At 73.0% G+C, this 20,455-nt stretch carries 18 protein-coding genes and 2 tRNA genes; 8 read left to right on the forward strand and 12 right to left on the reverse strand.

Annotation, left to right across the window (positions count from 1 at the left end; translation table 11 throughout):
- Positions 1-312: 312 nt before the first annotated feature.
- The 10 genes from FRAEUI1C_RS31960 to FRAEUI1C_RS32005 all read right to left on the reverse strand — a co-directional run bounded on the left by FRAEUI1C_RS31960 (position 313) and on the right by FRAEUI1C_RS32005 (position 5,955).
- Positions 313-1,245, reverse strand: a complete 933-nt coding sequence (locus FRAEUI1C_RS31960) for a tyrosine-type recombinase/integrase (protein WP_013427521.1) — start codon at positions 1,243-1,245, stop codon at positions 313-315.
- Positions 1,246-1,354: 109 nt separating this feature from the next.
- Positions 1,355-1,564 (reverse strand): hypothetical protein, encoded by a 210-nt coding sequence (locus FRAEUI1C_RS31965; protein WP_013427522.1) that lies wholly within the window; start codon positions 1,562-1,564, stop codon positions 1,355-1,357.
- Positions 1,561-1,743, reverse strand: coding sequence for a hypothetical protein (locus tag FRAEUI1C_RS31970; RefSeq protein WP_013427523.1), 183 nt, complete (start codon positions 1,741-1,743; stop codon positions 1,561-1,563). Before FRAEUI1C_RS31970 ends, FRAEUI1C_RS31965 begins: the two co-directional genes overlap by 4 nt.
- Positions 1,743-2,150: a hypothetical protein gene (locus FRAEUI1C_RS31975; protein ID WP_013427524.1), complete on the reverse strand. Its 408-nt coding sequence runs from the start codon at positions 2,148-2,150 to the stop codon at positions 1,743-1,745. Before FRAEUI1C_RS31975 ends, FRAEUI1C_RS31970 begins: the two co-directional genes overlap by 1 nt.
- Before the next feature lie 66 nt (positions 2,151-2,216).
- A complete protein-coding gene (locus tag FRAEUI1C_RS31980) occupies positions 2,217-2,555 on the reverse strand; it encodes a hypothetical protein (RefSeq protein ID WP_013427525.1) in 339 nt (112 codons plus the stop codon).
- Positions 2,556-2,682: 127 nt separating this feature from the next.
- Positions 2,683-3,423, reverse strand: a complete 741-nt coding sequence (locus FRAEUI1C_RS31985) for a hypothetical protein (RefSeq protein ID WP_013427526.1) — start codon at positions 3,421-3,423, stop codon at positions 2,683-2,685.
- Entirely contained in the window at positions 3,420-3,659 is a 240-nt protein-coding gene (locus FRAEUI1C_RS31990; RefSeq protein ID WP_013427527.1) for a hypothetical protein, read from the reverse strand. Before FRAEUI1C_RS31990 ends, FRAEUI1C_RS31985 begins: the two co-directional genes overlap by 4 nt.
- A 106-nt stretch (positions 3,660-3,765) precedes the next feature.
- Positions 3,766-5,202 carry an AAA family ATPase gene (locus tag FRAEUI1C_RS36865; RefSeq protein ID WP_049807045.1) on the reverse strand — a complete coding sequence of 479 codons (1,437 nt, stop codon included), beginning with the start codon at positions 5,200-5,202 and terminating at the stop codon, positions 3,766-3,768.
- 238 nt (positions 5,203-5,440) lie between these two features.
- Positions 5,441-5,695 carry a helix-turn-helix domain-containing protein gene (locus tag FRAEUI1C_RS32000; RefSeq protein WP_013427530.1) on the reverse strand — a complete coding sequence of 85 codons (255 nt, stop codon included), beginning with the start codon at positions 5,693-5,695 and terminating at the stop codon, positions 5,441-5,443.
- Positions 5,692-5,955 (reverse strand): helix-turn-helix transcriptional regulator, encoded by a 264-nt coding sequence (locus tag FRAEUI1C_RS32005; RefSeq protein WP_368411139.1) that lies wholly within the window; start codon positions 5,953-5,955, stop codon positions 5,692-5,694. Before FRAEUI1C_RS32005 ends, FRAEUI1C_RS32000 begins: the two co-directional genes overlap by 4 nt.
- Before the next feature lie 81 nt (positions 5,956-6,036).
- Here FRAEUI1C_RS32005 and FRAEUI1C_RS32010 point away from each other — a divergent pair, with 81 nt between their 5' ends.
- Both FRAEUI1C_RS32010 and FRAEUI1C_RS32015 read left to right on the forward strand, forming a co-directional pair.
- The gene (locus FRAEUI1C_RS32010; protein WP_157735116.1) at positions 6,037-6,780 is read left to right on the forward strand and encodes a hypothetical protein; all 744 of its coding nucleotides are present in this window, start codon (positions 6,037-6,039) and stop codon (positions 6,778-6,780) included.
- A gap of 11 nt (positions 6,781-6,791) precedes the next feature.
- Positions 6,792-8,327: a tyrosine-type recombinase/integrase gene (locus tag FRAEUI1C_RS32015; RefSeq protein ID WP_013427533.1), complete on the forward strand. Its 1,536-nt coding sequence runs from the start codon at positions 6,792-6,794 to the stop codon at positions 8,325-8,327.
- A gap of 49 nt (positions 8,328-8,376) precedes the next feature.
- On the opposite strand, the gene FRAEUI1C_RS32020 is transcribed toward FRAEUI1C_RS32015, so the two are convergent.
- A tRNA-Ser gene (locus tag FRAEUI1C_RS32020) sits at positions 8,377-8,466 on the reverse strand.
- A 161-nt stretch (positions 8,467-8,627) separates the two neighbouring features.
- Between FRAEUI1C_RS32020 and FRAEUI1C_RS32025 the strand changes: the two genes are divergently transcribed.
- The 6 genes from FRAEUI1C_RS32025 to FRAEUI1C_RS32050 all read left to right on the forward strand — a co-directional run bounded on the left by FRAEUI1C_RS32025 (position 8,628) and on the right by FRAEUI1C_RS32050 (position 19,266).
- The gene (locus FRAEUI1C_RS32025) at positions 8,628-13,583 is read left to right on the forward strand and encodes an FtsK/SpoIIIE domain-containing protein (protein WP_013427534.1); all 4,956 of its coding nucleotides are present in this window, start codon (positions 8,628-8,630) and stop codon (positions 13,581-13,583) included.
- The gene (locus tag FRAEUI1C_RS32030) at positions 13,580-13,849 is read left to right on the forward strand and encodes a pyrophosphorylase (protein ID WP_013427535.1); all 270 of its coding nucleotides are present in this window, start codon (positions 13,580-13,582) and stop codon (positions 13,847-13,849) included. The genes FRAEUI1C_RS32025 and FRAEUI1C_RS32030 overlap by 4 nt, the downstream gene beginning before the upstream one ends.
- 19 nt (positions 13,850-13,868) lie before the next feature.
- The gene (locus FRAEUI1C_RS32035) at positions 13,869-14,153 is read left to right on the forward strand and encodes a hypothetical protein (RefSeq protein ID WP_013427536.1); all 285 of its coding nucleotides are present in this window, start codon (positions 13,869-13,871) and stop codon (positions 14,151-14,153) included.
- Between the two features lie 673 nt (positions 14,154-14,826).
- Complete coding sequence (locus tag FRAEUI1C_RS41740) at positions 14,827-17,388, forward strand: AfsR/SARP family transcriptional regulator (protein ID WP_049807046.1); 2,562 nt, start codon at positions 14,827-14,829, stop codon at positions 17,386-17,388.
- Positions 17,389-17,495: 107 nt separating this feature from the next.
- A complete protein-coding gene (locus FRAEUI1C_RS32045; RefSeq protein ID WP_013427538.1) occupies positions 17,496-18,995 on the forward strand; it encodes an acyl-CoA synthetase in 1,500 nt (499 codons plus the stop codon).
- 195 nt (positions 18,996-19,190) lie between these two features.
- Positions 19,191-19,266: transfer RNA gene (locus FRAEUI1C_RS32050), tRNA-Arg, on the forward strand.
- 587 nt (positions 19,267-19,853) lie between these two features.
- Here FRAEUI1C_RS32050 and FRAEUI1C_RS32055 read toward each other — a convergent pair.
- Entirely contained in the window at positions 19,854-20,357 is a 504-nt protein-coding gene (locus FRAEUI1C_RS32055) for a DUF1931 family protein (protein WP_232425193.1), read from the reverse strand.
- Positions 20,358-20,455: the final 98 nt, after the last annotated feature.

A 20,455-nucleotide genomic window follows, 5' to 3' on the forward strand; every position in this document is an offset into this window, starting at 1 on the left:
TGCCAAATCATCCGCGCAGGCACGCCGAGAGGAGATGATCTTGCAGAAGGGAGTGCCTGACCAGGGAAATTGCGCGAGGGGGCCTCGCGCCGATCAAGATCGAAAAAATCGGGCATACCCCCCCGGGTACGTGCCCGCCTGCCCTCGCGCGCGCCCGCGCGAGGCTGCGAACGAGCGCGCGAGCATGAGCAACGAACGCCACGTGAACGCACTCACGCGGCCGTGAGTGGCCGTCAGGCCCATACCAGTACCTGGTACCGGTATGGGCCACCGGGCCCGGCAGCGTGGCGCTCAGGGCCGTGGCCTGGCCGCTCAGGCGTCGAGGTAGGCGACGAGCTGGTAGGTGCCTGCCCGGTCGAGGCTGCCGCGTGCCCGGTCGTATGCCCTGGTTGTCCGTGGGTCGGCGTGGCGGGCGTGGTCCTGGGCGTCACGGAGGCTTGCGCCAGCGTCCAGCAGCAGCGTGACGGACGTGGCCCGCAGGCTGTGCGGGCTGAGCTGCAGGTCGCCCAAGCCGGCGCGCTTGGCCAGGCGTCGGATCGTGCGCCACACCGCGGGCCGGTCGAGCCGGTTGCCCGTGGCCGTGACGAACAGCGGGCCGGCGGTGCGGCCGGCGAGGTAGGCGTCGATGGCGCGTGCGGTCGGCGGGGCCAGGACCACCGTGGCCGCCTTGCTGCCTTTGCCCACGATGCGGAGCACGCGGTGTCCGCGCTCGTGGCCGAGCTGGTCGACGTCCGCCTCGATGGCCTCGGACACGCGCAGCCCGTTGGCCAGCAGCAGCCGCATCAGTGCGGACGTGCGCGGCCCGTCGGCGTCGGCCGCGGCGAGGAACGCGCGGGCCTGGTCGAGCGTCATGCCCGGCGCCTGGTGACGGTCGGTCGTCTTGGGTCGCTTGACCTTCGCCAGCGGTGAGGCGTCGATCAGGTGCTCGTCGAGCGCGTAGGCGTACACCGAGGCGACCGAGGCGAGCTTGCGGCCGATCGTGGTGGACGCCTGCCCGGCCGCTTCGAGGTCGCGCGCCCAGCGGTCGGCGTGCGGTCGGCGGGCGTCAAGCGGGTGGATGCCCCATGCCTCGCATGCCCGGGTCCACTCGGCGACGGCCCGGCCGTAGGCCTCGCGGGTGCGCGGGCTGAATCCGCTGTCGAGCCAGAGCGCGACGAGTGCGGGCCATGGGTCGCGGTCACCGGCCAGAGCGACGGCGCCGGCGGCGGGCAGGACGTCGAGTGCGGTTCCGGGCACGTCAGGCATGATCGAACGATACAACAGAATGCCCCTTCTGTTGTATCAGGCTAGCTGGCGACACCCGGCAACGCGACAGGCCCCGGCATCGTCGCCGGGGCCTGTCGAGGGTCTCGCGTCACACCAGCTCGGCGAGCCGGGCGTATAGCCGGGGCGGGAGCCACGGGCCGTGTTCGACCAGCAGCTCAGCCGCCGTCGCCGCGGGGTCAGACGGCGGGTGAATGAGGCAGTCCCGCAGCCACGTCTGTACCGCCTCGCACGCCGCCGTCCGGATGCTGGCGTCGGCCACCGCGAGGTCTGCCGCCGCAAGATCGGCCGCCGTCGTCACGGCCCGGCCAACAGGCGGGCCACCGCGACGAGCTCGCCGCCGACCGTGAGATCGCCGGCCATGAACCGCTGGACCATGGCGTTGATCTCTCCGGATCGGGCGGCGATCACGGTCAGCGCCGCGCCGATCTCGTCCAGGGACGGCGACGGGTCAACCGGGCCGTCCGCGGCGGGCGTCATCACGAGCCGGTGAAGCCGAGGCCGGGCCGCGGCGTCGCCGTCCGGTTCAGCTCGCCGAGCTCGGCCGCGGCCCGGCGGCCCTCCGCCCAGCTCTCCGACGTCGCACGGGCCGCCGCGCCGTTGGTCGCCGCAGCCTTGGCCGCCGCTTCGGCGATGAACCGCCCCTGCTCGTCGCGCCGGGCCACCATGGCCGGGTCGGCCGCCTCGGCGGCGCGCCGAGCCAGCGCGGCCACGCCGCCGTCGACGAGAGCGCCGTGCACCTGCAGCTTGGCCAGTACCGCGCCTGCCTCCAGACCGCCCAGCGGCTCGGAACGGGCGAGGACATGCGCGGCCACGTCGGCGGTGGCCTGCTGGCGAGCGGCAGCCAGCGCGGCCGGGTCCGTCAGCAGCTTGTAGTCGAACGCCATCAGTAGGCTTCCTTTCGGATCATGGTCATGCGGCCGGCGCCCCGATGCGGGCGCCGGCCGCATCCGTCAGCGGCCTCGCCGCCGGGTCGAGCTACGCGGAGCGGGCCGCGGCGTGCTGGTCGTACCGGCCGGCAGGAACGTGCCGTTCGCCGCGCCGTTCACGAGCGCGTTGCGGTCGACCTGCGTCAGGCCCTGCGCGCTGCCGAGGACGGCCAGGCCGCCATCGCCCTGCGCAGTCGCGCCCCGGGTCCTGCTCACCGGGCTACCGGCCTGCGCCGCGTTGGCCACGACGGCCAGGCTGGACGGCCGCGCCGTCCCGGGCAGGCCGCCCGGCGTGGTCGGAGAGATCGTTCCCTCCGGCAGGTACCGCCTGGCCGGCTTCGCGGGCTTGCGTGGTGTCGCCATGATCTTTTCACCCCCTCTCGTCGGTGTCTTGGGCTCTGAGTCCCGGGCCGGCCGGGTCCGTCGTGCGGTGGTGCTCCCGCAGGTCGGGCGGGTCCGAATCCCGGAAGCGCCGGGTCGCAGTCTGTGATCAGCTTGACATGATCGCTTCGAGTGGCAAGGCGTCCAGCTCGGCGCCGACCGCCGCATTGATCGCGGGCAGATCGATGTTCCAGCCCAAGCGCCGGGCAGCGCCCGCCAGAACCTGGATCCACAGGTCGGCGCGCATCTCGGCCAGCCGCACCTGACGCTCCGCGATCCCGGCCGCGACCGCCTTCGTCGCCAGGTCGGCGGCGAGCTTGCGCTCGCTCTGCTCCAGCGCGGCCAGGGCGCGGATCTGCTCGCCCGTGTCGACCGTGCCGCCGCGGCCGTCGCTCGCGCGTGTCCGCCCGACGAGCACGGCCACACCACCGGTCGCCAGCACCTGCCGCAGCGCCGCACGCGCAGCCTCGACACCAGCGCTCCCGTCGACCAGCTCGTCCAGCTCGCCCTCAAGCGCGGGCGCAGACTCGGCACGGGCCAGCGCTTCGGCAGCGTCATACGCGCGCTGCAGCAGATCAGCGAGCATCCGGGCGCGGGCGTAGGTCACCGTCAGCAGCCGCAGCAGCGTTTCCCCCGGGTCCACCAGCGGTTGATCTAGGTCCCACGCCAGCACCGTGCGCCGAACCTCCACCTTCGCGCGGATCTTGGCGGTCGACTGACCGCCATGCGAGCGGCACCGCTTCGTGCCCGACAGCACGACCTGGCCGCACGGCTCGCCGCGCTTGTTGTGGCCGCCGAACTCGCCGCAGCGGGGCGGCTTGCCGAACTCTCGGACGGTGGCCTGACTCATGAGCCCGCCTCACCCGACTTCTGCCGCTGGGCGCCGAGCCTGAGCAGCGCGCAGATGTCGCCCAGCCGGTGGGTGAGCCCCGCGCGGTCGGCGGCGACGACGATGACGTGTCCGACGGCTTGGCTGAGTTCGGTCTCGGTCGTCGGTCGTGGGTCCTGGTGTTCGAGGGCGGCTATCCCGGTGGTCAGCTCGGCACAGAAGATCACGAACTCGGTTTCGGGGATCGGCTCCGACACGTCCCGTGGTTCCCGAGTCCCATGTCCCACCCCCTTAAAGAAGGGGGGGTGGGACGGGACTGGACTGCGGTCCCATGGGACTGGTTGGGACTGGTGGGACTGGGGTTCAGGCAACGGTGCCTCCGAGGACATAGAAGGGGCGTTGCTGGGTGCCGTCGTTGCGTAGCGCGCCACGGCTGACCAGCAGGTTCAGCGCACGGTAGAAGGTCGTCCGGGGCATTTCGGCGACGTCGCGGAGCTGGGTTCCGGTGGCGCCGGTAGTCCCAAACGAGTCCCGAACGATCTTCAGTAGCCGTGTCTCGGACTCGGCGAGTTCGCGATCAGTCCCAAGATCGAAATGGGACTCGATCGTGACTGAATCCGCACTGGCCACTAGACGGAGCGTGAGTTCGTCCTCGCGCGGCCCTTCCTTGCGCTTGCTCCTGGTCATCTTGATCAGCGCCGCGTCGCCGTCGACTCCGTACACCGTGTCGACGGCCGCCTCCAGCGCGCTGGAGCCGCGGACGGTCGACCGGTCCTTGCCGGTGTGGTGGACCAGAAGCACCGCGGTGTCGTCGGTCGCGCGGCGCACCAGTTCGAGCGCATCGACGGCGATGCCGACGTCGCGGGCCGAGTTCTCGTCTGCGCCGACGATCGAGCGGGCGAACGTGTCGACGACGACCAGGCGGTACCGCTCGGCTGCGACCAGATCGACGAGTCCGTCGACCGCGGCGGCATCCAGCAGCTGCACCGGCTCGGGTAGCACGTCGAGCCATCCATCGTCGACCGTGACGCCGTTGGCGGCCTCCCACGCGCCGATCCGCGCGTCCAGGCCGAACGCGCCCTCGGCGGCGACGTACAGCACCCGCGCGCAGTCGACGGCTCGGCCGAGCCACGGCGTTCCGGTCGCGACGCAGCAGGCCCATGACAGGGCGACGAAGGACTTGCCGACGGCGGGCGCGCCGGCCAGCAGTGCGACGGTGCGGCGGTCGATCGTGTTCTTGATCAGCGACTGGGGACGGGGCAGCCTCGCCAGAGCGGACCGGTCGAGCACCTTGGCGCGCAGCACGGGCGTCGCTGGGCCGTCCGCCGCGTCGAGTTCGTCGAGCGTCGCGCGATGCTGCCGGAGGGCCTCGTCCATGTCGCCACCGGTCGCGATGACCTGGCGGAGCCGATCGGCCGCTTCGATCGAGCGCCGCCGCTTGGCCAGCGCCCGGACTACGCGGGCGTAGTAGCCGCCGTTCTCCCGGCTCGGCGTCGATTCGAGAAGGGTGTGCAGATAGGCCGCGCTGCCGATGCGGTCCAGCTCGCCGCGGGCGATGAGTTCGGCCGCAACCGTAATCGCGTCGACCGGCGTCTCGTCACGGGAAAGGCCGAGCATGACGCCGTAGATGGTCGCGTGGCGCGACTGGTAGAAGTCGTCCGCGGTGAGCCCGCATTCGTGGATCCTGTCGAACCCCTGGCGGTCGCCGCTGTACTGCAAGAGCGCGCCGAGGGTCGCTCTTTCGGCGTCGAGGTCGTGGGGCAGTAGGGCGCCCAGATCGATGGATGGCGCGGCCCGCACCGGAGCAAGGCTCACCCGCAGGTCTCCTCGTTGACCGGCAGGTCGGCGAGAACGGCCGCGCTGATCGGGTTGTCCAGCCCGCAGCGGCACAGGTGCAACCACACGAGCCGGGCCGAGCGGCGGCGCCGGTAGGTGTCGAGGTCCGCAACGGTTGCGCTACCTTGGTCCCGACCCCGCCGCCCAGCTAGGTCACCGTTCCCCGCCCCGGTCTCCGACTGGGGCGGTGGCGTTTCTGCGGTCATCCGGCGGCCCGCTCCCCCGCGCCTTCCTCACTCGACGGCGAGGTCGGGTAGAGCAGCGCGATCAGGTCATGGGTCGGGATGCGGATACGCCGTCCGACCTTCAGCACGCGGGTCAACGTCCACGTGCCGGTGCGGATCGCGTCATAGATCGACGACTCGGCGAATCCGGTGATCTGCGCGGTGTGCGGAACATCGGTCGTGGGCCCGAGCGCGGCGATCCCCTGGGGCCCGGTCAGGCCGGGCGGGGTCATGCCGGCACCTTCTCGCCGCCTTGGTCCTGGGCAGCCAGCCACGCGGCGACCTCAGTCCGGCGGTACCGGACGATGCGCCGGCCGGCCCGGTACCAAGGCGGGCCCTCCCCGCGGTGTCGCCACTGCCGCACGGTGTCCGGCGCCGCCCCGATGGCTCGGGCGACGGCCAGGGTATCCATCGGCTCGTCGTCCAGGACTGCCGAGAGACGTCCCGTGGGATCGGCCATGGTCGGACCATGGGGTCGGAAATCTGTGACCATGACTCGGCACCATACACGGACCTGGCATGCAAGTTGATGCCGTGGGGTCAGATATTCGGACCGTGCGCTACTGTGCTAGTTGTGACAGATCCCGCGACCGCGAGACCGCTGCGCTTCGTGATCGGCGAAGGGGTTCGTCGCGTGCGCGAGGCACACGGCGTCCGCCAGGAAGAGGTGTCACGGGCCGCACGCGCCTACGGCCTGGCTTGGGCCCGGTCTCGCATCGCGGCGCTTGAGCGAGGCGATAAGGCGGTGAGCGCCGACGAACTGACCTTGCTCCCACTGATCATGAGCGCCGCCTGCACCCGTCCAGTGGCTTTGTCCGAGCTAGTCGCACCGGACGTCTGGGTGCGGGTTGGCGACCGGGCGATGCCAGGTAGCGACATTGCTGCCATCTGGGCAGGAGGGATGCCACTACGCGGCAGGAACGTGCCCGGAACGCTGCAGGACCTGATCAGCGAGCAAGCAGATGCCGAGGCGGCCCGACCTGACTTCGATCGTCTCGTCGCCCTAGGAGCGTTCGGCGAACACGATGGCGAAGAACTGCGCGGCCTTTGGGCGACCGGCGCAAGCCTGGCCGAAGAGCGGGCCGCAACGAGACTGAGCGAACGACCGCGGGTCGTCGCCTACCTCGCCCGCGCGGTCTGGGGCGCGTCGCTGGACGAAGAGCGCGATCGCATCGTCGCCGAACGCGATCCAGACGCCAGCCCGGACCGCCGCCGCGCCTTGCGCGGCCAGGTGAACCGCGAGCTTGTCGAGGTACTCGCTGCCGAGATCGCCCGGCGAGAGAAGCCCGCAACCGAGAGCGCCGCCCCGACGACGTAGCAGGGGGGAACGTGAGCAAGCCGTTCCGGAAGTGCTGGTGCCGCGACCCGCAGACCAAGCGCGAGTACCGCCGTGGCCAGTGCCCGGACTACGACCGCAAGGGCCACGCGAAGTGGTACGGCCGCCTGGAGGCGCCGAAGGGCGCGACCGGCCGGCGTCGTCAGCCGCTGATCGGCCCGTTCGACAGCGAGAAGGAAGCAAAGCTCAAGCTCGCCGCTGCAGTCGGCCGGACGGCCGGCGGTACCTACTCGGATGACCAGAAGATCACGTTCGCGCAGTACGCCGACCGGCGCCTTGAGTGGCGCGAGGCGACGGCGGCCACGGGTGAAGGGCTGAAGCGCTCCACGCTGGACGCCGAGCATGAAGCGCTCACGCTCTACCTGAAGCCCGGTCTCGGGCACCTGCGGCTGGTGGAGATCCGCGATCGTCACGTACGCGATCTGTACGCGGCGATGCGTCTGCTGAACCGAGACGAGGCCGCGGCAGGCGAACTCGCCGAGCTCGTGCGGCGCCTCGCCGACGCCCGCGCCGTCCGCGATGGCAAGCGCATCCACAACCGGCCACTGTCCGAGTCACGCATCCGCCGGATCCACGCGGTGTTGACCGGCATCCTGAACGACGCGGTGAAGCTGGCGAAGATCCTGGACGCCAACCCGGCAGAGGACATCTTCCGCAGCGCGGGCGGCGCGAAGCGGCGCGGCCGGGCTCGGCCGCTGCTGTGGTCGGCCGAGCGGACCGAGCGGTGGGTCGAGACTGGCCACGTCCCGGGCAAGGTGATGGTCTGGGCGCCCGCGCAATGTGGCGCGTTCCTGGACTTCAGCGAGGCCAGCGGCGAGCGCCTGCACGCTCTGTTTCACCTGGACGCCTACTACGGCCCGCGGCGCGGCGAACTCGTCGGCCTGGAGCGCTCCGACCTCTCGATCGAACGGCGCCGGCTACACGTCCGCCAGGCGGACACCGACGGCGACCTCGACGAGGGCAAGACGGAGAACGCCGACCGGATGATCGTTTTTGACGAGGACACGGCCGCCGTTCTGAAGGCCGAGCGCAAGCGCCAGGCCGCCGAGCGCCTCCACTGGGGCGAGGCGTACGAGGACTCCGGCCGGGTGTTCACTCGCGAGGACGGCACCGCGCTGCGGCCGGCCAACGTGTCCGAGCGGTTCGCCGCGCTGGTGACCCGATACGGCGCGATCCGGACCCGACTCGCCAAGCCTGGCTGGACGCCGGAGCGCACCGCCGCGCAGTTCCGGGTGCCGATCGAGGCGGTACAGATCGCCGCCGAGTCGGGGCCGCTGCCGCCGATCCGCTTCCACGACCTGCGGCACGGCGCGGCGACGATGCTGCTCGCCTCTGGCGCCGAGATGAAGCTCGTCTCCGACGTCCTCGGGCACGCGTCCGCGGCGTTCACGAGCGACGTGTACGCGGTCGTCGCCGAGGAACTGGCCGAGGCCGCAGCCGTGCGCATCGCGGCGTTCGTGCCGCGCCACAACAAGATCAAAGCCGTTGGTGCCAGCAATGTGCCAGCACGGGGCATCAACGGATCTTGAAACGACAACAGGGCTCCCGCGCCGTAGCGCGAAAGCCCTGGTCAGGGAGCGGAGGCTCGGGGATTTGAACCCCGGATGGGCTGTAGACCCAAACCGCATTAGCAGTGCGGCGCCATAGACCGGACTAGGCGAAGCCTCCCAGCGGTGCCCGCCAACTATAGCGTCTCGGACAGGGAGTGTGGCAGCCGGCGGGCGGCCGGTCACCGCGCACGGCGGACCCGAGTCTGTCAAGCGGGGGGCCGGTGCGGGGGCGTCCGGCCTGGTTGGGTTCCGGTTGGCTTGGCCATAGCGTGCGCGGCCATGAGGGTGGCACTGACCGCGGTCGACCCGCTTCGTGGCGTCGGCGGGGACGTCCTGGTGGACACGGACGACGACACGACCGTCGGCGAGGTCGGACGGGCGCTCGCCCGCTGTCTGCGTCCGGGCGCCGTCATCGACGCGCCGGCGGACACGGTTGGCGGCGGCGATCCCTGGGCGGTCTTCGTCCACGGGCGGGCGGTCGACGCCGGCCTCAGCCTGCGGCGGTCGCCGCTGGTCGAGGGCTCGCAGGTGAGCCTCGGGTCGCCGGCGGGCTGCGCGCCGTCCGGCGAGCCCCTCGGCCTGATCGAGGTCCGCGTGGTCGGCGGTCCTGGCGCCGGGGTGGTGCATCGCCTCGGGCCCGGGCAGTTCCTGGTCGGGACCGGCCGCGACTGCGCCGTGCGGCTGGCCGATCCCACGGTCGCCGACGCGGCCCTGACGCTCGTCGTCGGCGCGGATGGCTCGTGCGCGGTTCGCCCGGCCGGGGTGGGAGCCGGCTTCGACGAGGTGCTCCTCGACGGCCTGCCGCTGCGCGCGGCCGGGCGGCTGCTGGCCCTGCCGGGCGCCGAGCCCGGCGGGCGCGACCCGGGCGAGGGGGGTCAGTCGCACGCAGGGGTCCGCGCCGCTCCCCTGCTGGCGGTAGGCGCCGTGCTGCTCGCCGTCGCGCTGCCGGAGCCACCCGACCTCGCGACCCGGCCGGCGACGGAGGGGCGCTGGCTCGAGATGAACCGCCCACCCCGGCTGTCGGCCTCGCGGCCCACGGCCAGGCATCGGCTGCCGGCCCGCCCCGAGCGGCCCGAGCGACACCCGGTCGGGATCCTGATGGCGCTCGTTCCGGCGGCCGGTGCCGCGGCGATGGCATTTGTGCTGCACACCTACTACGGGCTGCTGTTCGCGTTGCTGACCCCGCTGGGCCTCGTCGGCGCGCGGCTCAGCGGTGGGCGGCGAACGCGGAAGGCCTACCGGCGGGCGCTCGCCCGCCACCGGCGCGAGCTGGCGGACGTCGAACGGGCTGTCACGGCCGAACTGGCGGCGGAGTACGCGGCGCGTCGGGCCGCCGCTCCGGACCCGGCCGAGCTGCTGCTGACGGCCGTCGGCCCACGACGCCGGCTGTGGGAGCGCCGCCGGACCGACCACGACTACCTGCGGCTGCGGCTCGGCACTGCCGACCTGCCCAGCGAGCTGACGACCCTGGACCCCACAGCCCAGGAGGACCAGCGAGAACAGCACCGCACCGCGCCCGACGTGCCGGTCACCGTGTCGCTCGCGGAGCGTGGGGTGCTCGGGGTGGCGGGCCACGGCGCGTTTCCCCGGGCACTCGGCTGTTGGCTGCTCGCCCAGGCGGCGGTGCTGCACAGCCCGCGAGATCTCGTCGTCTACCTGCTCACCTGGTCGGGCGGGGAGGCCGACTGGGGCTGGGTGCGCTGGCTGCCGCACGCCCGCGCGGCCGACGACGCGACCGTCCTGGTGGGCGCGGACGAGGAGAGCAGAGCGGCCCGGATCGGCGAGCTGGTCCGGTTGATCGTGGACCGGAGAGCCGATCGGGGTAGTCAGCCGGACGGCTCCCGCGCCGGCGATCCGGACGTGCTCGTCGTCCTGGACGGGGCGAGAGCGCTGCGCGGGTTGCCCGGCCTGGTGACGGTGCTGCGCGACGGGCCGGCCGTCGGGGTGTACAGCGTCTGTCTGGACCATGACGTCCGGCTGCTTCCGGCCGAATGCCAGGCAGTGGTGGAGCAGTCGGTCGGCGGGCTACGGATCAGCGAGGCGGGCAAGGCGAGCGTCGAGGACGTCCGGCCCGACCTCGTCGGCACGGCCGGGTCGGAGCCGGCGACGCAGGGGCTCGGTCAACCGGCCGTCGCCGACGCGGCGGCGTGGTGCGTCCAGGTCGCGCGGGCGTTGGCGCCACTGCGCGACCCGCGGGGCGACCAGGACGAGGCGGCGCTGCCCGAGTCGGCCCGGCTGTTGGACCTGCTGGATCTCGACGCGCCGACGGCCACCGCGATCGCGGCTGGCTGGGCGGCGGCGCCCGGCGGCCGCATGTCCGTACCGATCGGGTCCGGCCGGGAGGGACCGTTCACGCTGGATCTGTGCCGCGACGGACCACACGGCCTGATCGCGGGCACGACGGGCTCGGGAAAGTCAGAGCTGCTGCAGTCGATCGTCGCGTCGCTCGCGGTCGCCAACCCACCGGACGCGCTGACGTTCGTGCTGGTCGACTACAAGGGCGGCGCCGCCTTCGCGGCCTGCGCCCAGCTCCCGCACTGCGTGGGGCTCGTGACGGACCTGGACAGCCACCTGGTCACCCGGGCGCTGGCTTCGCTGGGGGCCGAGCTGCGCCGCCGGGAACGGCTGCTCGCCGGGGTAGGCGCCAGGGACCACGAGGCCTACCAGCGCGAGCGGGCACGGACGGCGGTGGGCGACACGTCACCCCCGCTGCCCCGGCTGGTCATCGTGATCGACGAATTCGCGTCGCTGGCTCGGGACCTGCCCGACTTCGTCACCGGCCTGGTCGGGCTCGCCCAGCGGGGCCGCTCCCTGGGCGTGCACCTGCTGCTCGCGACGCAACGGCCCGGTGGGGTGGTCTCGCCGGAGATCCGGGCGAACACCAATCTGCGGATCGCGCTGCGCATGACCGATGCCGCCGAGAGCATCGACGTGATCGACGCGCCGGACGCGGCGCGGATCTCCAGAGCGGCTCCGGGCCGCGCCCTCGCCCGGCTGGGCCACACGTCGCTGGTGCCGTTTCAGACCGGACGCGTCAGCGGCCGGGCCGCGCCGCCGAACTCACCCGCGCCGCCGGTCCAGCTCGGGGGCCAGGCCGGCCCGGCGACGGGTCGCGGGCCGCGCCGAGTGCCGCCGCGGGTGACCGAGTGGCCGTGGGCCGCGCTGGGCATGCCGCTCGGGCACCGGTCAGGACCGGCCGCGGCCGACGAGGACGGTGCCTGCGATCTGACGGTGCTGGTCGAGCGGATCCGCGCGGCGGGCGCGGTGGCCGGCGTGCCTCGCCAGCGCGCGCCCTGGCTACCGCCCCTGCCCGAACGGATCACACTCGACACGCTGCTCGACGGACACCCCGACCTGTCCCCACCCACAGGGCTGGCGCCGGTCCTGCTCGGGCTGTCGGACATCCCCGGTGAGCAGGAGCAACGTCCCTTCCAGGTCGAGCTGGAGTCGTCCGGCCATCTGATGATCGTCGGGTCGGCCCGGTCCGGCCGGTCGACGGCGCTGCGGACCTTCGCCGGGGCCCTCGCTGCCCGCGTCTCGGCGTTCGACGCCCACCTGTACGGCGTCGACTGTGGAAACAGCGCGCTGCGGGCGCTCGCCGCGCTGCCGCACACCGGAGCCGTGGTCAACGCCGGCGAGCCAGACCGGGTGGAACGGCTCCTGCGTCGGCTGGGCGCTGAGATCGCCGCCCGGCAGGAGGCCTTCGCCGGCCGCGGCTACGCGGATCTCGGCGAGCAGCGGGCGGCCGAGCCCGGTGCGGCGCTGCCTTACCTGATCGTGCTAGTCGATCGGTACGAGGGGTTCCTGGCGGCGTTCGAGACCCTGGACGGCGGACGGCTGGTCGACGAGCTCGCCCGGTTGATCCGCGAGGGCCCCGCGGTCGGGCTGCGGGTGGTGCTGACGACGGACCGCCGCGGCCTCATCGGCCAGGTGGCCTCGGCCATCGAGAACCGGCTGGTGCTGCGGCTCGCCGATCGGGCCGACTACCCGCTGGTCGGCCTTTCCGGCGGAGCGGTCCCGGACGGGCTGCCGCCCGGCCGTGGCTTCCGGATCGGCGACGCCGCGACGGAACCGGGGCTGGCCGGGAGCACCCACGGCGGAGTCAGCCCGCCGGTCGAGACCCAGGTCGCGCTACTCGACCCGGATCCGTCCGGACGCGCGCAGGTCGCGGCGCTCATCCGGCTGGGCACGGCGGCCGCGCTCCGCGACGGGCTCGCGCCCGGACTCGCGACCGGGCCCCGCACCGACCCACGCCGGCCGATGCGGATCGACCTGCTCCCCGCGCGGCTCACCTTCGGGGACGCCATGGCCCTCACCGCCACGCCAGAGACCGCTCCGCTCACGCCGACGGCTTCGCCGCGGGCGCCGCGGCCGCTGGTGGGCCTGGTCGGAGTCGGCGGCGACGAACTCACCGCGCTCAGCGTCGACCTGACAGCGGACAGTCCGGGCTTCACGGTCGCCGGGCCGCCCGGATCGGGCCGCAGCACGGCCCTGGTCACCCTGGCGTGGACGCTGCTGGTGGGGGGAACACGGCTGGTGCTCATCGCCCCTCGGCCGTCGCCGCTGCGTTCGCTCGCCGACGCCGCCCGGGTCCTCGGCTGCCTGGACGCGGACGCCAGTCCGGACGACCTGGCCCAGCTGCTGCCCGCCGGCCGTGGGAACCACGAGCCGACGGCGGTGGTGATCGACGATGCGGAACTCCTCGCCGACGGGCCGCTCGCCGCCCCGGTCGGGGCATTCCTGCGGACCGCCCGTGACCGGCGAGGCGCACTGGTCATCGCCGGCACCACGGAGGAGCTGCTCGGCCAGTTCCGCGGCTTCCTGCTCGACGCGCGACGCGGTCAGAGCGGGCTGCTGCTGTGGCCGGGAGGCCCGGCCGACGGTGAGCTGTTCGGACGGCGCCTCTCGGCCTGGGCCGGCGGACCGAGACGGCCAGGCCGTGGCCTCTTCTTCCGGCGTGGCACAGCGATCCAGGTCCAGGTCCCCGAACCACCGACACCGGTGACCGAGGCGCACACCCGGATGACACCGCGCCACGACACCCCGACGCTCGCCCCTCGACGCACCCCGGCGGCTCAGATCGGGCCCCCCTCGCGTGGCCGGTCCAACAACCCTCCGACCACCGGCCCCGCGCTCCACCGGACACGTCCCGAACCCGACGCGCCAGTCCGCACCCCGACGATCACCCAGCCCGGACCGACCCGCAGGCCCAGAACGACCAAGGAGCGGCCATGAGAACAGTGACGACCCCGGCGGCACAGACCGCGGCTCGCGGACTCGGCGACGAACTACCCAGCCTCACCACCACGACCGCGGACCTTCGCCGGTACTGCGACACGTTGGCGAGCCCGCAGAACTGGGACGGCCCCAAGGCGCGGGCGTTCCGCACCCAGGTGTGGCCGGACGTCGAGACGACGCTGACGAACCTGCGGGGCAACCTCGACGAGCTCGCTCGCTCTGTCGCCGAAGTCAACCGCCGCATCGCCGACGCGGGCGCCTGAGCACTCACAAGGAGAACCGATGTCCAGCTCGGGTTCGACAGTCCGCAGCACGCCGGAGGCTGTCGCGGCAGTCAACGGTCTCGGCGCCCTCGTCAACGGGCCGCTGCTCCGCAACTTCGACGCGCTGCGCCGCCATGCCGCCGTGCTCACCGACCCGGAGAACTGGGACGGCCGCGCCGCCGCCGACTTCCGCTCGACGATCTGGCCGTCCTACCAGCGAACCCTCACCGATCTGCACACCCAACTCGACCGGTTGCGCGTCCGACTGGGTGAAATCCAGGACGACATCCAGAACGCGGGCTGAGCGCGATGAGGCACCGGTCGGGTTCGGACGTCTCGCGGGCGGGGTTCGGAACGGGTGTCGACGCGACGGTTCGACGATGAGCGTCAAGTCGGCCCCACCAAGGCCGAACCCCCTCTTGTCCACGGATAGCGGGACGACGCACAGTAGTCAGAGCGTGAGAGGAGGGTGGCCAGTGGCCGTCTGGGGTGGGAGTGGGCCGGCCGGCGGCCGCCATGCCCGACCAGCCCGGCCCGAGCCCCAGCCGGCGCCGCCCGGGCCGCCGGCACCCGCGGACGCGACGCCGCCGATGCTTCTCGGCGAGGCGGACCCGGCCGCCGCCGAGCGCATGTGGGCCTGGCTCGCCCGCCCCGCGACCGGCCCGACGCCACTGCTGCCGCGGCCTCCCGAGTCCTGGCGATGGTGGCGCCGGTCCTCCACCGGAGAACCGGCGGGTCGGTCGCCAACCGGACGGCCGGTCCGGCGGCCACCTTTGGCGGACGTGCGCCGCCCCAGCACGACCCGACCTGGCGGGGGCCCGAAACAGGACGCCGGCGGCTCCGGCGCGATCCAACGAACCGATGCCGCGCCCTCGGCGAGTCGGCAGCCAGCTACCAGCGCCGCACGACGAACAGGCGAGCAGCCAGGCCGGCCGGACCGCCCGAAGGCTGGCGCATCGCTGCTCGCGGCCGGCCTGTTGGCCGAGCTGACCGGACGACGGCCGGCGCTGCCCGCCTCGTGGTTCCGTGGGCGCCAGGAGGAACTGCGCCTGGCCGCCGACGCCGACGGCGCACGCTTCCTGGATTGCGCCACCCGGCTGCTGTCCGCCGAGCTGGCGGCACTGGGCCGGCCGCTACCACCAGTGTTCGCGGCGACGCTGACCGAGGACGCGCTGGTCCTGCACCTGGCGCCCGCCCCGGCCGAGCCACCCCCGGCACCCTGGTGGAAGGCCGCGGCCGGGACCTGGCGAGTCGACAGGCTGGCCGACGCCCCAGACGGCCTGTCCCCCGGCGTGGCCGCCTCGATCCCGCCGGCGACCCCGGCGCCGTTTCCCGGGCTCGCGACCGTGGGGTTCGCCGCCGAGCGGGCCAGAGTTCTGGTCGACATCGAGGGCGCGCCGGGCACGATCGCGATCGGCGGCCACCCGGCGCGGGCGAGGGAGACAGCGGTCTCGATCGCCGTCGAGCTGGCGACCAACCGCTGGTCGGACGCGCTACGGGTCTACCTGGTCGGATTCGGGGATGACCCGTCGGTGATCGCGCCGGGCCGGCTGCGGACGGTGGAGACCGTCGAGGCGGCGCTGGCCGAGCTCGCGACCCACCAGCGGCAGCGGGTGAACGCCCAGGTGTCGGGCGGCGACTGGGACGGCGGCCAGGCAGGACCGGTGTTGCTCGGCCGGCAGGCGGCCAGGACCCAGGCACTGTGGACGCCGGATCTGCTGGTGCTGGCCGAGCCACCGGACGAAGCCACGGCACAGGTGCTCGCCCGGTACGCGCACGGCCGGGATCGCGCCGTGGGCGTACTGGTGGTCGGCGAGACCCCGGCCGCGCGCTGGGTGTTCACCGCGTCGCGCGACGGCCGGCTCTCCCTGGGCGTCCTGGGCCTCGATGTGACGGCACAACGCCTACCCGCGCAGGCCTATGCGTCGATCATCGACATGTTCCGTTCCCTCGATCCCTGGAACGAGGCGCCGGCCGACGCCCTCCCCGTCGGGGGGAACGACGTCGGTCCGGCCAACGTCGCCCGGCCGCCGCTGGCAGGCTGGACGGTCGCGGCCAGCCGAGCGAACCACCCCCCTGCGTCCGACCCGGTCGTTCAGCTACCCACCGCGCGACGCGCGGCAGGTGCTCCCAGCCGGCAACCACCGACGACTCCTGGCCCGTTCCTGCTGGTCCCGACGGCGCCCAGCGCACCACCACAACCGCCCACACCGCCAGCCCCGGTAGCTCCGCCGCCACGAGCCGCTCCGCCGGAGCCGTTCCTTCCCGTTCTCCCGGAAGCCGGTCAGACCAGTCCGGTGCCGCCGGCCGGCCGCCGGCCCGCCACGCCAGATCCGTCGAGCGCCCCCGTAGCGGTCTGGCCGCTGCCGGACTCGTCCCCTCCGCACGCGTCCCCGCCGAACTCGTCGCCGCGGACGGTGCCCGGTGCCGTCGCTCCAGCGACACCGCCACCGACGCGGTTCCCCCGCCCAGGACAGCCCGCCGCCCGCGGACCGATCTCGATCCTGGTCCCGGCGCCGTCGCAGAGGTCCAGGCCGCCGGGACAGGACGACTCCGCCGTCCGGCCGCCTCCGGCGCCCCCGGCCGCGCGGCCACGACCGTCGCCCGCCGGTCCGGCCTCACCCCTCCAGCTGCCCTGGGTCGCGACCCCGGCACCCTCGCCGCCGGAAGCCGCCTGGGCCCAGCCTCCGGAGCCCTCGGCCGAGGTGGAGATCAAGGTGCTGGGCCGACCCGTGGTCAGCGCTCCCGGCCGGCTGCCTGCGGATCAGGTCGACGAGCTGACCGAACTCGTCGTCTACCTCGCGTTGAACCCGGCCGACCCACCGATGCGCATCCTGGCCGCCGCGCTCTGGCCAGGCGGCGCCACGGACGCGGTCGTCGCCGACGCGATCCGCCGAGCTCAGGCCTGGCTCGGCGCGGATCCGGTCGGCCGCCCTCGGCTACTGCTCAGCGGCGACGGCCGGCCTCGCCTCGACCCGGGTGTCCGCTGCGACTGGCGGCTGTTCACCGCCTGGGCGCGCCGGGCTGTGTCCCGCGGGGAGACGCCCGGCACCGGGGGTCAGGCCGTCAGCGCGACGGGAACCACTGCCGACGGACCGGCGGCCGACCTCGTGGCGGCGCTGCGCCTGGTCTCAGGCCCGGTCCTGGCTGATCTCCCGGACGGGCGATACGGCTGGCTGCTGGCCTCTGGGCTCGCCGAACGGATCCGCGCGGCGGTCGTGGACGTGGCCCACCGCCTGGCCGGCCTCAGCCTCACCGCTGGCGACACGGCCACGGCGATGGCGGCCTGCCGGACGGGCCTGCGGGCCGTCCCGACGGCGGAACCGCTGTGGCGGGACCTGTTGCGCACCGTCGCGGCGCGCGGCGACCGGCATGCGCTCCAGGCGGTCGCCGCCGAGATGTATCGAGCGCTGCCACCCGCGGCCACGCCCCAGCGGGATCACCCGGCGGCTCTGGGCCGCCGTCGCGTCGAAGCAGGCGCCGAGCCGGAGACGAACGAACTGGTCCAGAGCCTGCTGCCCGGCTACCGCCCCCACTGACGACCCCGCGCCGAGCCGGCGCACCGCCCCATCGCGCACGGACAAGGCACGATAGAACGCGCACTCTGGCATCACCCCGCGCCAGCCGCTCTCTGGGAGGTACCCACGTGAACGTGCACGGCCTGCTCGGCACCGCCGGCGCCGGGGCCACCGGTCACGCCGACAGCGCGCGTCCGGCGGTGCGGCTCGCCGACGCGGCCCTGCGGCGCGACGAGCTGTGGGCCGCCGCGACGGCGGTCGCGGACGAGGTCGCCGGCGCGGCGGTGGTCGCGGTGCACGGGTCCGCGAGCCTGCGGACCGTCGTCGGCATCGTCGGCTGCCTGCTGGCCGGCGTCCCGGTCGTCCCGGTGCCAGCCGACGCGGGCCCGCGCGAACGAGCGCACATCCTGGCCGATTCGAGGGCCGAGCTCTGGCTCGGAGACCCACCCGCCAACGGGGACCGGCTTGACGAGGGCAGCCGCGCCCTGACCGTCGTCCCGATCGACCCGGCCCGCAGGTCTGACACGTCCTACCCTGAGCCAGATCCCAGCACCACCGCCATGATCATGTACACGTCCGGCACAACCGGCGCTCCCAAGGGCGTCGTGATCTCCCGACGCGCGATCGCCTCCTGCCTGGACGGACTGGCGAACGCCTGGGCCTGGACCGCAGATGACGTACTGGTCCACGGACTGCCGCTGTTCCATGTGCATGGCCTCGTGCTTGGCGTTCTCGGCGCCCTGCGCGTCGGAAGCCCGCTGGTGCACACCGGCCGGCCGCGTCCCGCCGAGTACGCCACCGCGGCCGAGCGGCATGGCGGAAGCCTCTTCTTCGGCGTGCCCACGGTCTGGTCGCGGATGTGCGACGAGCCAGCGGCCGCCGCGTCGCTCGGCCAGGCCCGGCTGTTGGTGTCCGGCAGCGCGCCACTCCCGGTCCCGGTCGCCGAGCGGCTGCGTGGCCTGACCGGCCTGGTGCCGGTCGAGCGGTACGGCATGACCGAATCCCTGATCACCGTCGCGGTGCGGTCCGACGGCGAGCGCCGGCCCGGGTGGGTCGGCCTGAGCCTGCCCGGCGTCGAGACCCGGCTCCGCCCGCTGCCCGACGCCAGCGACACCCCCGCGGCCACCAGCCCGGCCGCGGACAAGGATGTGCCGTGGGATGGCGAGTCGGTCGGCGAACTCCAGGTGCGAGGCGGGTCGCTGTTCGACGGGTATCTGGGCCTAGCCGAGGTGACGGCCGCCAGCTGGACCCCGGACGGTTGGTTCCGCACAGGCGACGCGGCGGTCATCGACCCGGCCGGCTGGCACCGCATCGTCGGCCGGACCTCCGTCGACCTGATCAAGAGCGGCGGCTACCGCATCGGCGCCGGCGAGGTCGAGGCGGCACTGCTCGCCCATCCCACGATCGTCGAGGCGGCCGTCGTCGGCGTGCCGGACCCCGACCTGGGCCAGCGCATCGTCGCCTATGTCGTCGGCGACGGCACAACACCGGTCGACCCGGCCACGGTGGCCGACTTCGTCGCCACGCAGCTGTCCGTCCACAAGCGCCCGCGTGAGGTCCGCGTCGTCGAGGATCTGCCACGCAACGCGATGGGCAAGGTCCAGAAGAAGCTCCTCACGAGATCCTGACCAGGCGCTGGGGAGACGCTGCGACCCAGACCCAGCCTGGCCACGACGAGGGACGGTGGGACGGGCGGTACCCGCCGCCGCGCAGCCGATACTGGCTCGTTCGGCCCGTCCTCCGTGCTGTAAGGTAGCTCCAGTCGCCTGCGGGAGCGGGCGACGGCAGCACGTGACAGTGACAGCAAGCGACAACTGAACAATGCGCTCGTAGCTCAACGGATAGAGCATCTGACTACGGATCAGAAGGTTGGGGGTTCGAGTCCCTCCGAGCGCACCAAACATGCTCTGACCTGCATGTTCACATTTTCACAAGCACCAGAACCTTCTGACCTGCTATCAGATGGTCCATCCGCACGACATAGGCGACGCGTCTGGTCCGTCACCTCGGCGGACGGCACGGCACTCATTGGCATCGTACGGCACCAGCAACGCTTTCTGATCTTCATGCGGTTCGCGTGTGCGCGAGGTGTGCGCGAGCGCCCCGGGAGAGCGCCTCTGCTCTGGCGATTCTGGCCACTTTCCGACGAGAGTTGGCCCGCGCATGTGAGCCGCGCGGCCTCGGCCTCAGGCAGGGCCTGGGGAGCGCTTCAAGATCTTGAAGCGCTCCCTCCCGCCAGGCCGGCACGGTCCATCGGTCGCAGGCGATGGACTAGATGGACGGTCGGAGGGGTGTTCACCAGCCAAGTCGTCCAGTGCTGTCGCTCCCCGGCGATGTTCCGGTGTCCGGTGCCGCCGCGGACCTGATGCTCGCGGTGGTGCGCTGCATCCCCGGCGACGACCGTCTTTGTGGTTTCCGGCCCGGCCGGGATCGTCTGGGAGCAGCGCCACGGCACCGGCCGACCTTGAGACGGTGAGACTTCCCTTCTACAGGAGCAGATTGAAAATTCGGCTGGCGCGGGCCCACTCCTCGGTACCAGGGTTGCGCACGTCCGGCTCCAGGATCGTGAAGGCCTCGGCGAGCGCGAGGCTCAGACCACCGGCGATGAGAGGCAGCCGGGTGGATGTGTCCTCGCTCAGGGCGATCTCGAGCGGGGGCCGGGCGGCGATCTGTTCCAGGATGGGGCTCAGCTCGATCTCCTCATCGAGGCGCCGGAAGCGGTGGATGCTCTCCTGAAGGCCCTTGGTGATCGGTAGATCCCATGGCTCGATGACATCACGAAGATTCGCCTTCGCTGTCGCCCGCGCGATCACCAGCAGGTCGTACAACTTGTCGTTGACGAACTCGTTGTGTCGTTTCAGGTCGTTTTTGTCGACGTCCAGTCCCGCGGCGGTCCGGAAAAACCGTTCGAACCTACTGACGCCCATGACCGGCATGGCTGTCGTCCCCCGATCTTCCGTGACGCGAGGCCGGTACGCGGTGACGCGCACCGCCGCCTCGCATCCGCTTCAGCGCGGACATACCTTTCTACCGAATCGGCATTGCCCACCGAGTGATCCGTACACGTCCCAGACGCCGGCCAACACGC

Origin of the sequence: Pseudofrankia inefficax, assembly GCF_000166135.1 — a bacterium.
Lineage (GTDB): Bacteria > Actinomycetota > Actinomycetes > Frankiales > Frankiaceae > Pseudofrankia > Pseudofrankia inefficax.

Coding starts and splice junctions, on each gene's coding strand:
- FRAEUI1C_RS31960 (WP_013427521.1), bottom strand. CDS start 1,245: ATGCCTGACGTGCCCGGAACCGCACTCGACGTCCTGCCCGCCGCCGGC.
- FRAEUI1C_RS31970 (WP_013427523.1), bottom strand. CDS start 1,743: ATGACGCCCGCCGCGGACGGCCCGGTTGACCCGTCGCCGTCCCTGGAC.
- FRAEUI1C_RS31975 (WP_013427524.1), bottom strand. CDS start 2,150: ATGGCGTTCGACTACAAGCTGCTGACGGACCCGGCCGCGCTGGCTGCC.
- FRAEUI1C_RS31980 (WP_013427525.1), bottom strand. CDS start 2,555: ATGGCGACACCACGCAAGCCCGCGAAGCCGGCCAGGCGGTACCTGCCG.
- FRAEUI1C_RS31985 (WP_013427526.1), bottom strand. CDS start 3,423: ATGAGTCAGGCCACCGTCCGAGAGTTCGGCAAGCCGCCCCGCTGCGGC.
- FRAEUI1C_RS32000 (WP_013427530.1), bottom strand. CDS start 5,695: ATGACCCCGCCCGGCCTGACCGGGCCCCAGGGGATCGCCGCGCTCGGG.
- FRAEUI1C_RS32005 (WP_368411139.1), bottom strand. CDS start 5,955: ATGGTCACAGATTTCCGACCCCATGGTCCGACCATGGCCGATCCCACG.
- FRAEUI1C_RS32025 (WP_013427534.1), top strand. CDS start 8,628: ATGAGGGTGGCACTGACCGCGGTCGACCCGCTTCGTGGCGTCGGCGGG.
- FRAEUI1C_RS32030 (WP_013427535.1), top strand. CDS start 13,580: ATGAGAACAGTGACGACCCCGGCGGCACAGACCGCGGCTCGCGGACTC.
- FRAEUI1C_RS32035 (WP_013427536.1), top strand. CDS start 13,869: ATGTCCAGCTCGGGTTCGACAGTCCGCAGCACGCCGGAGGCTGTCGCG.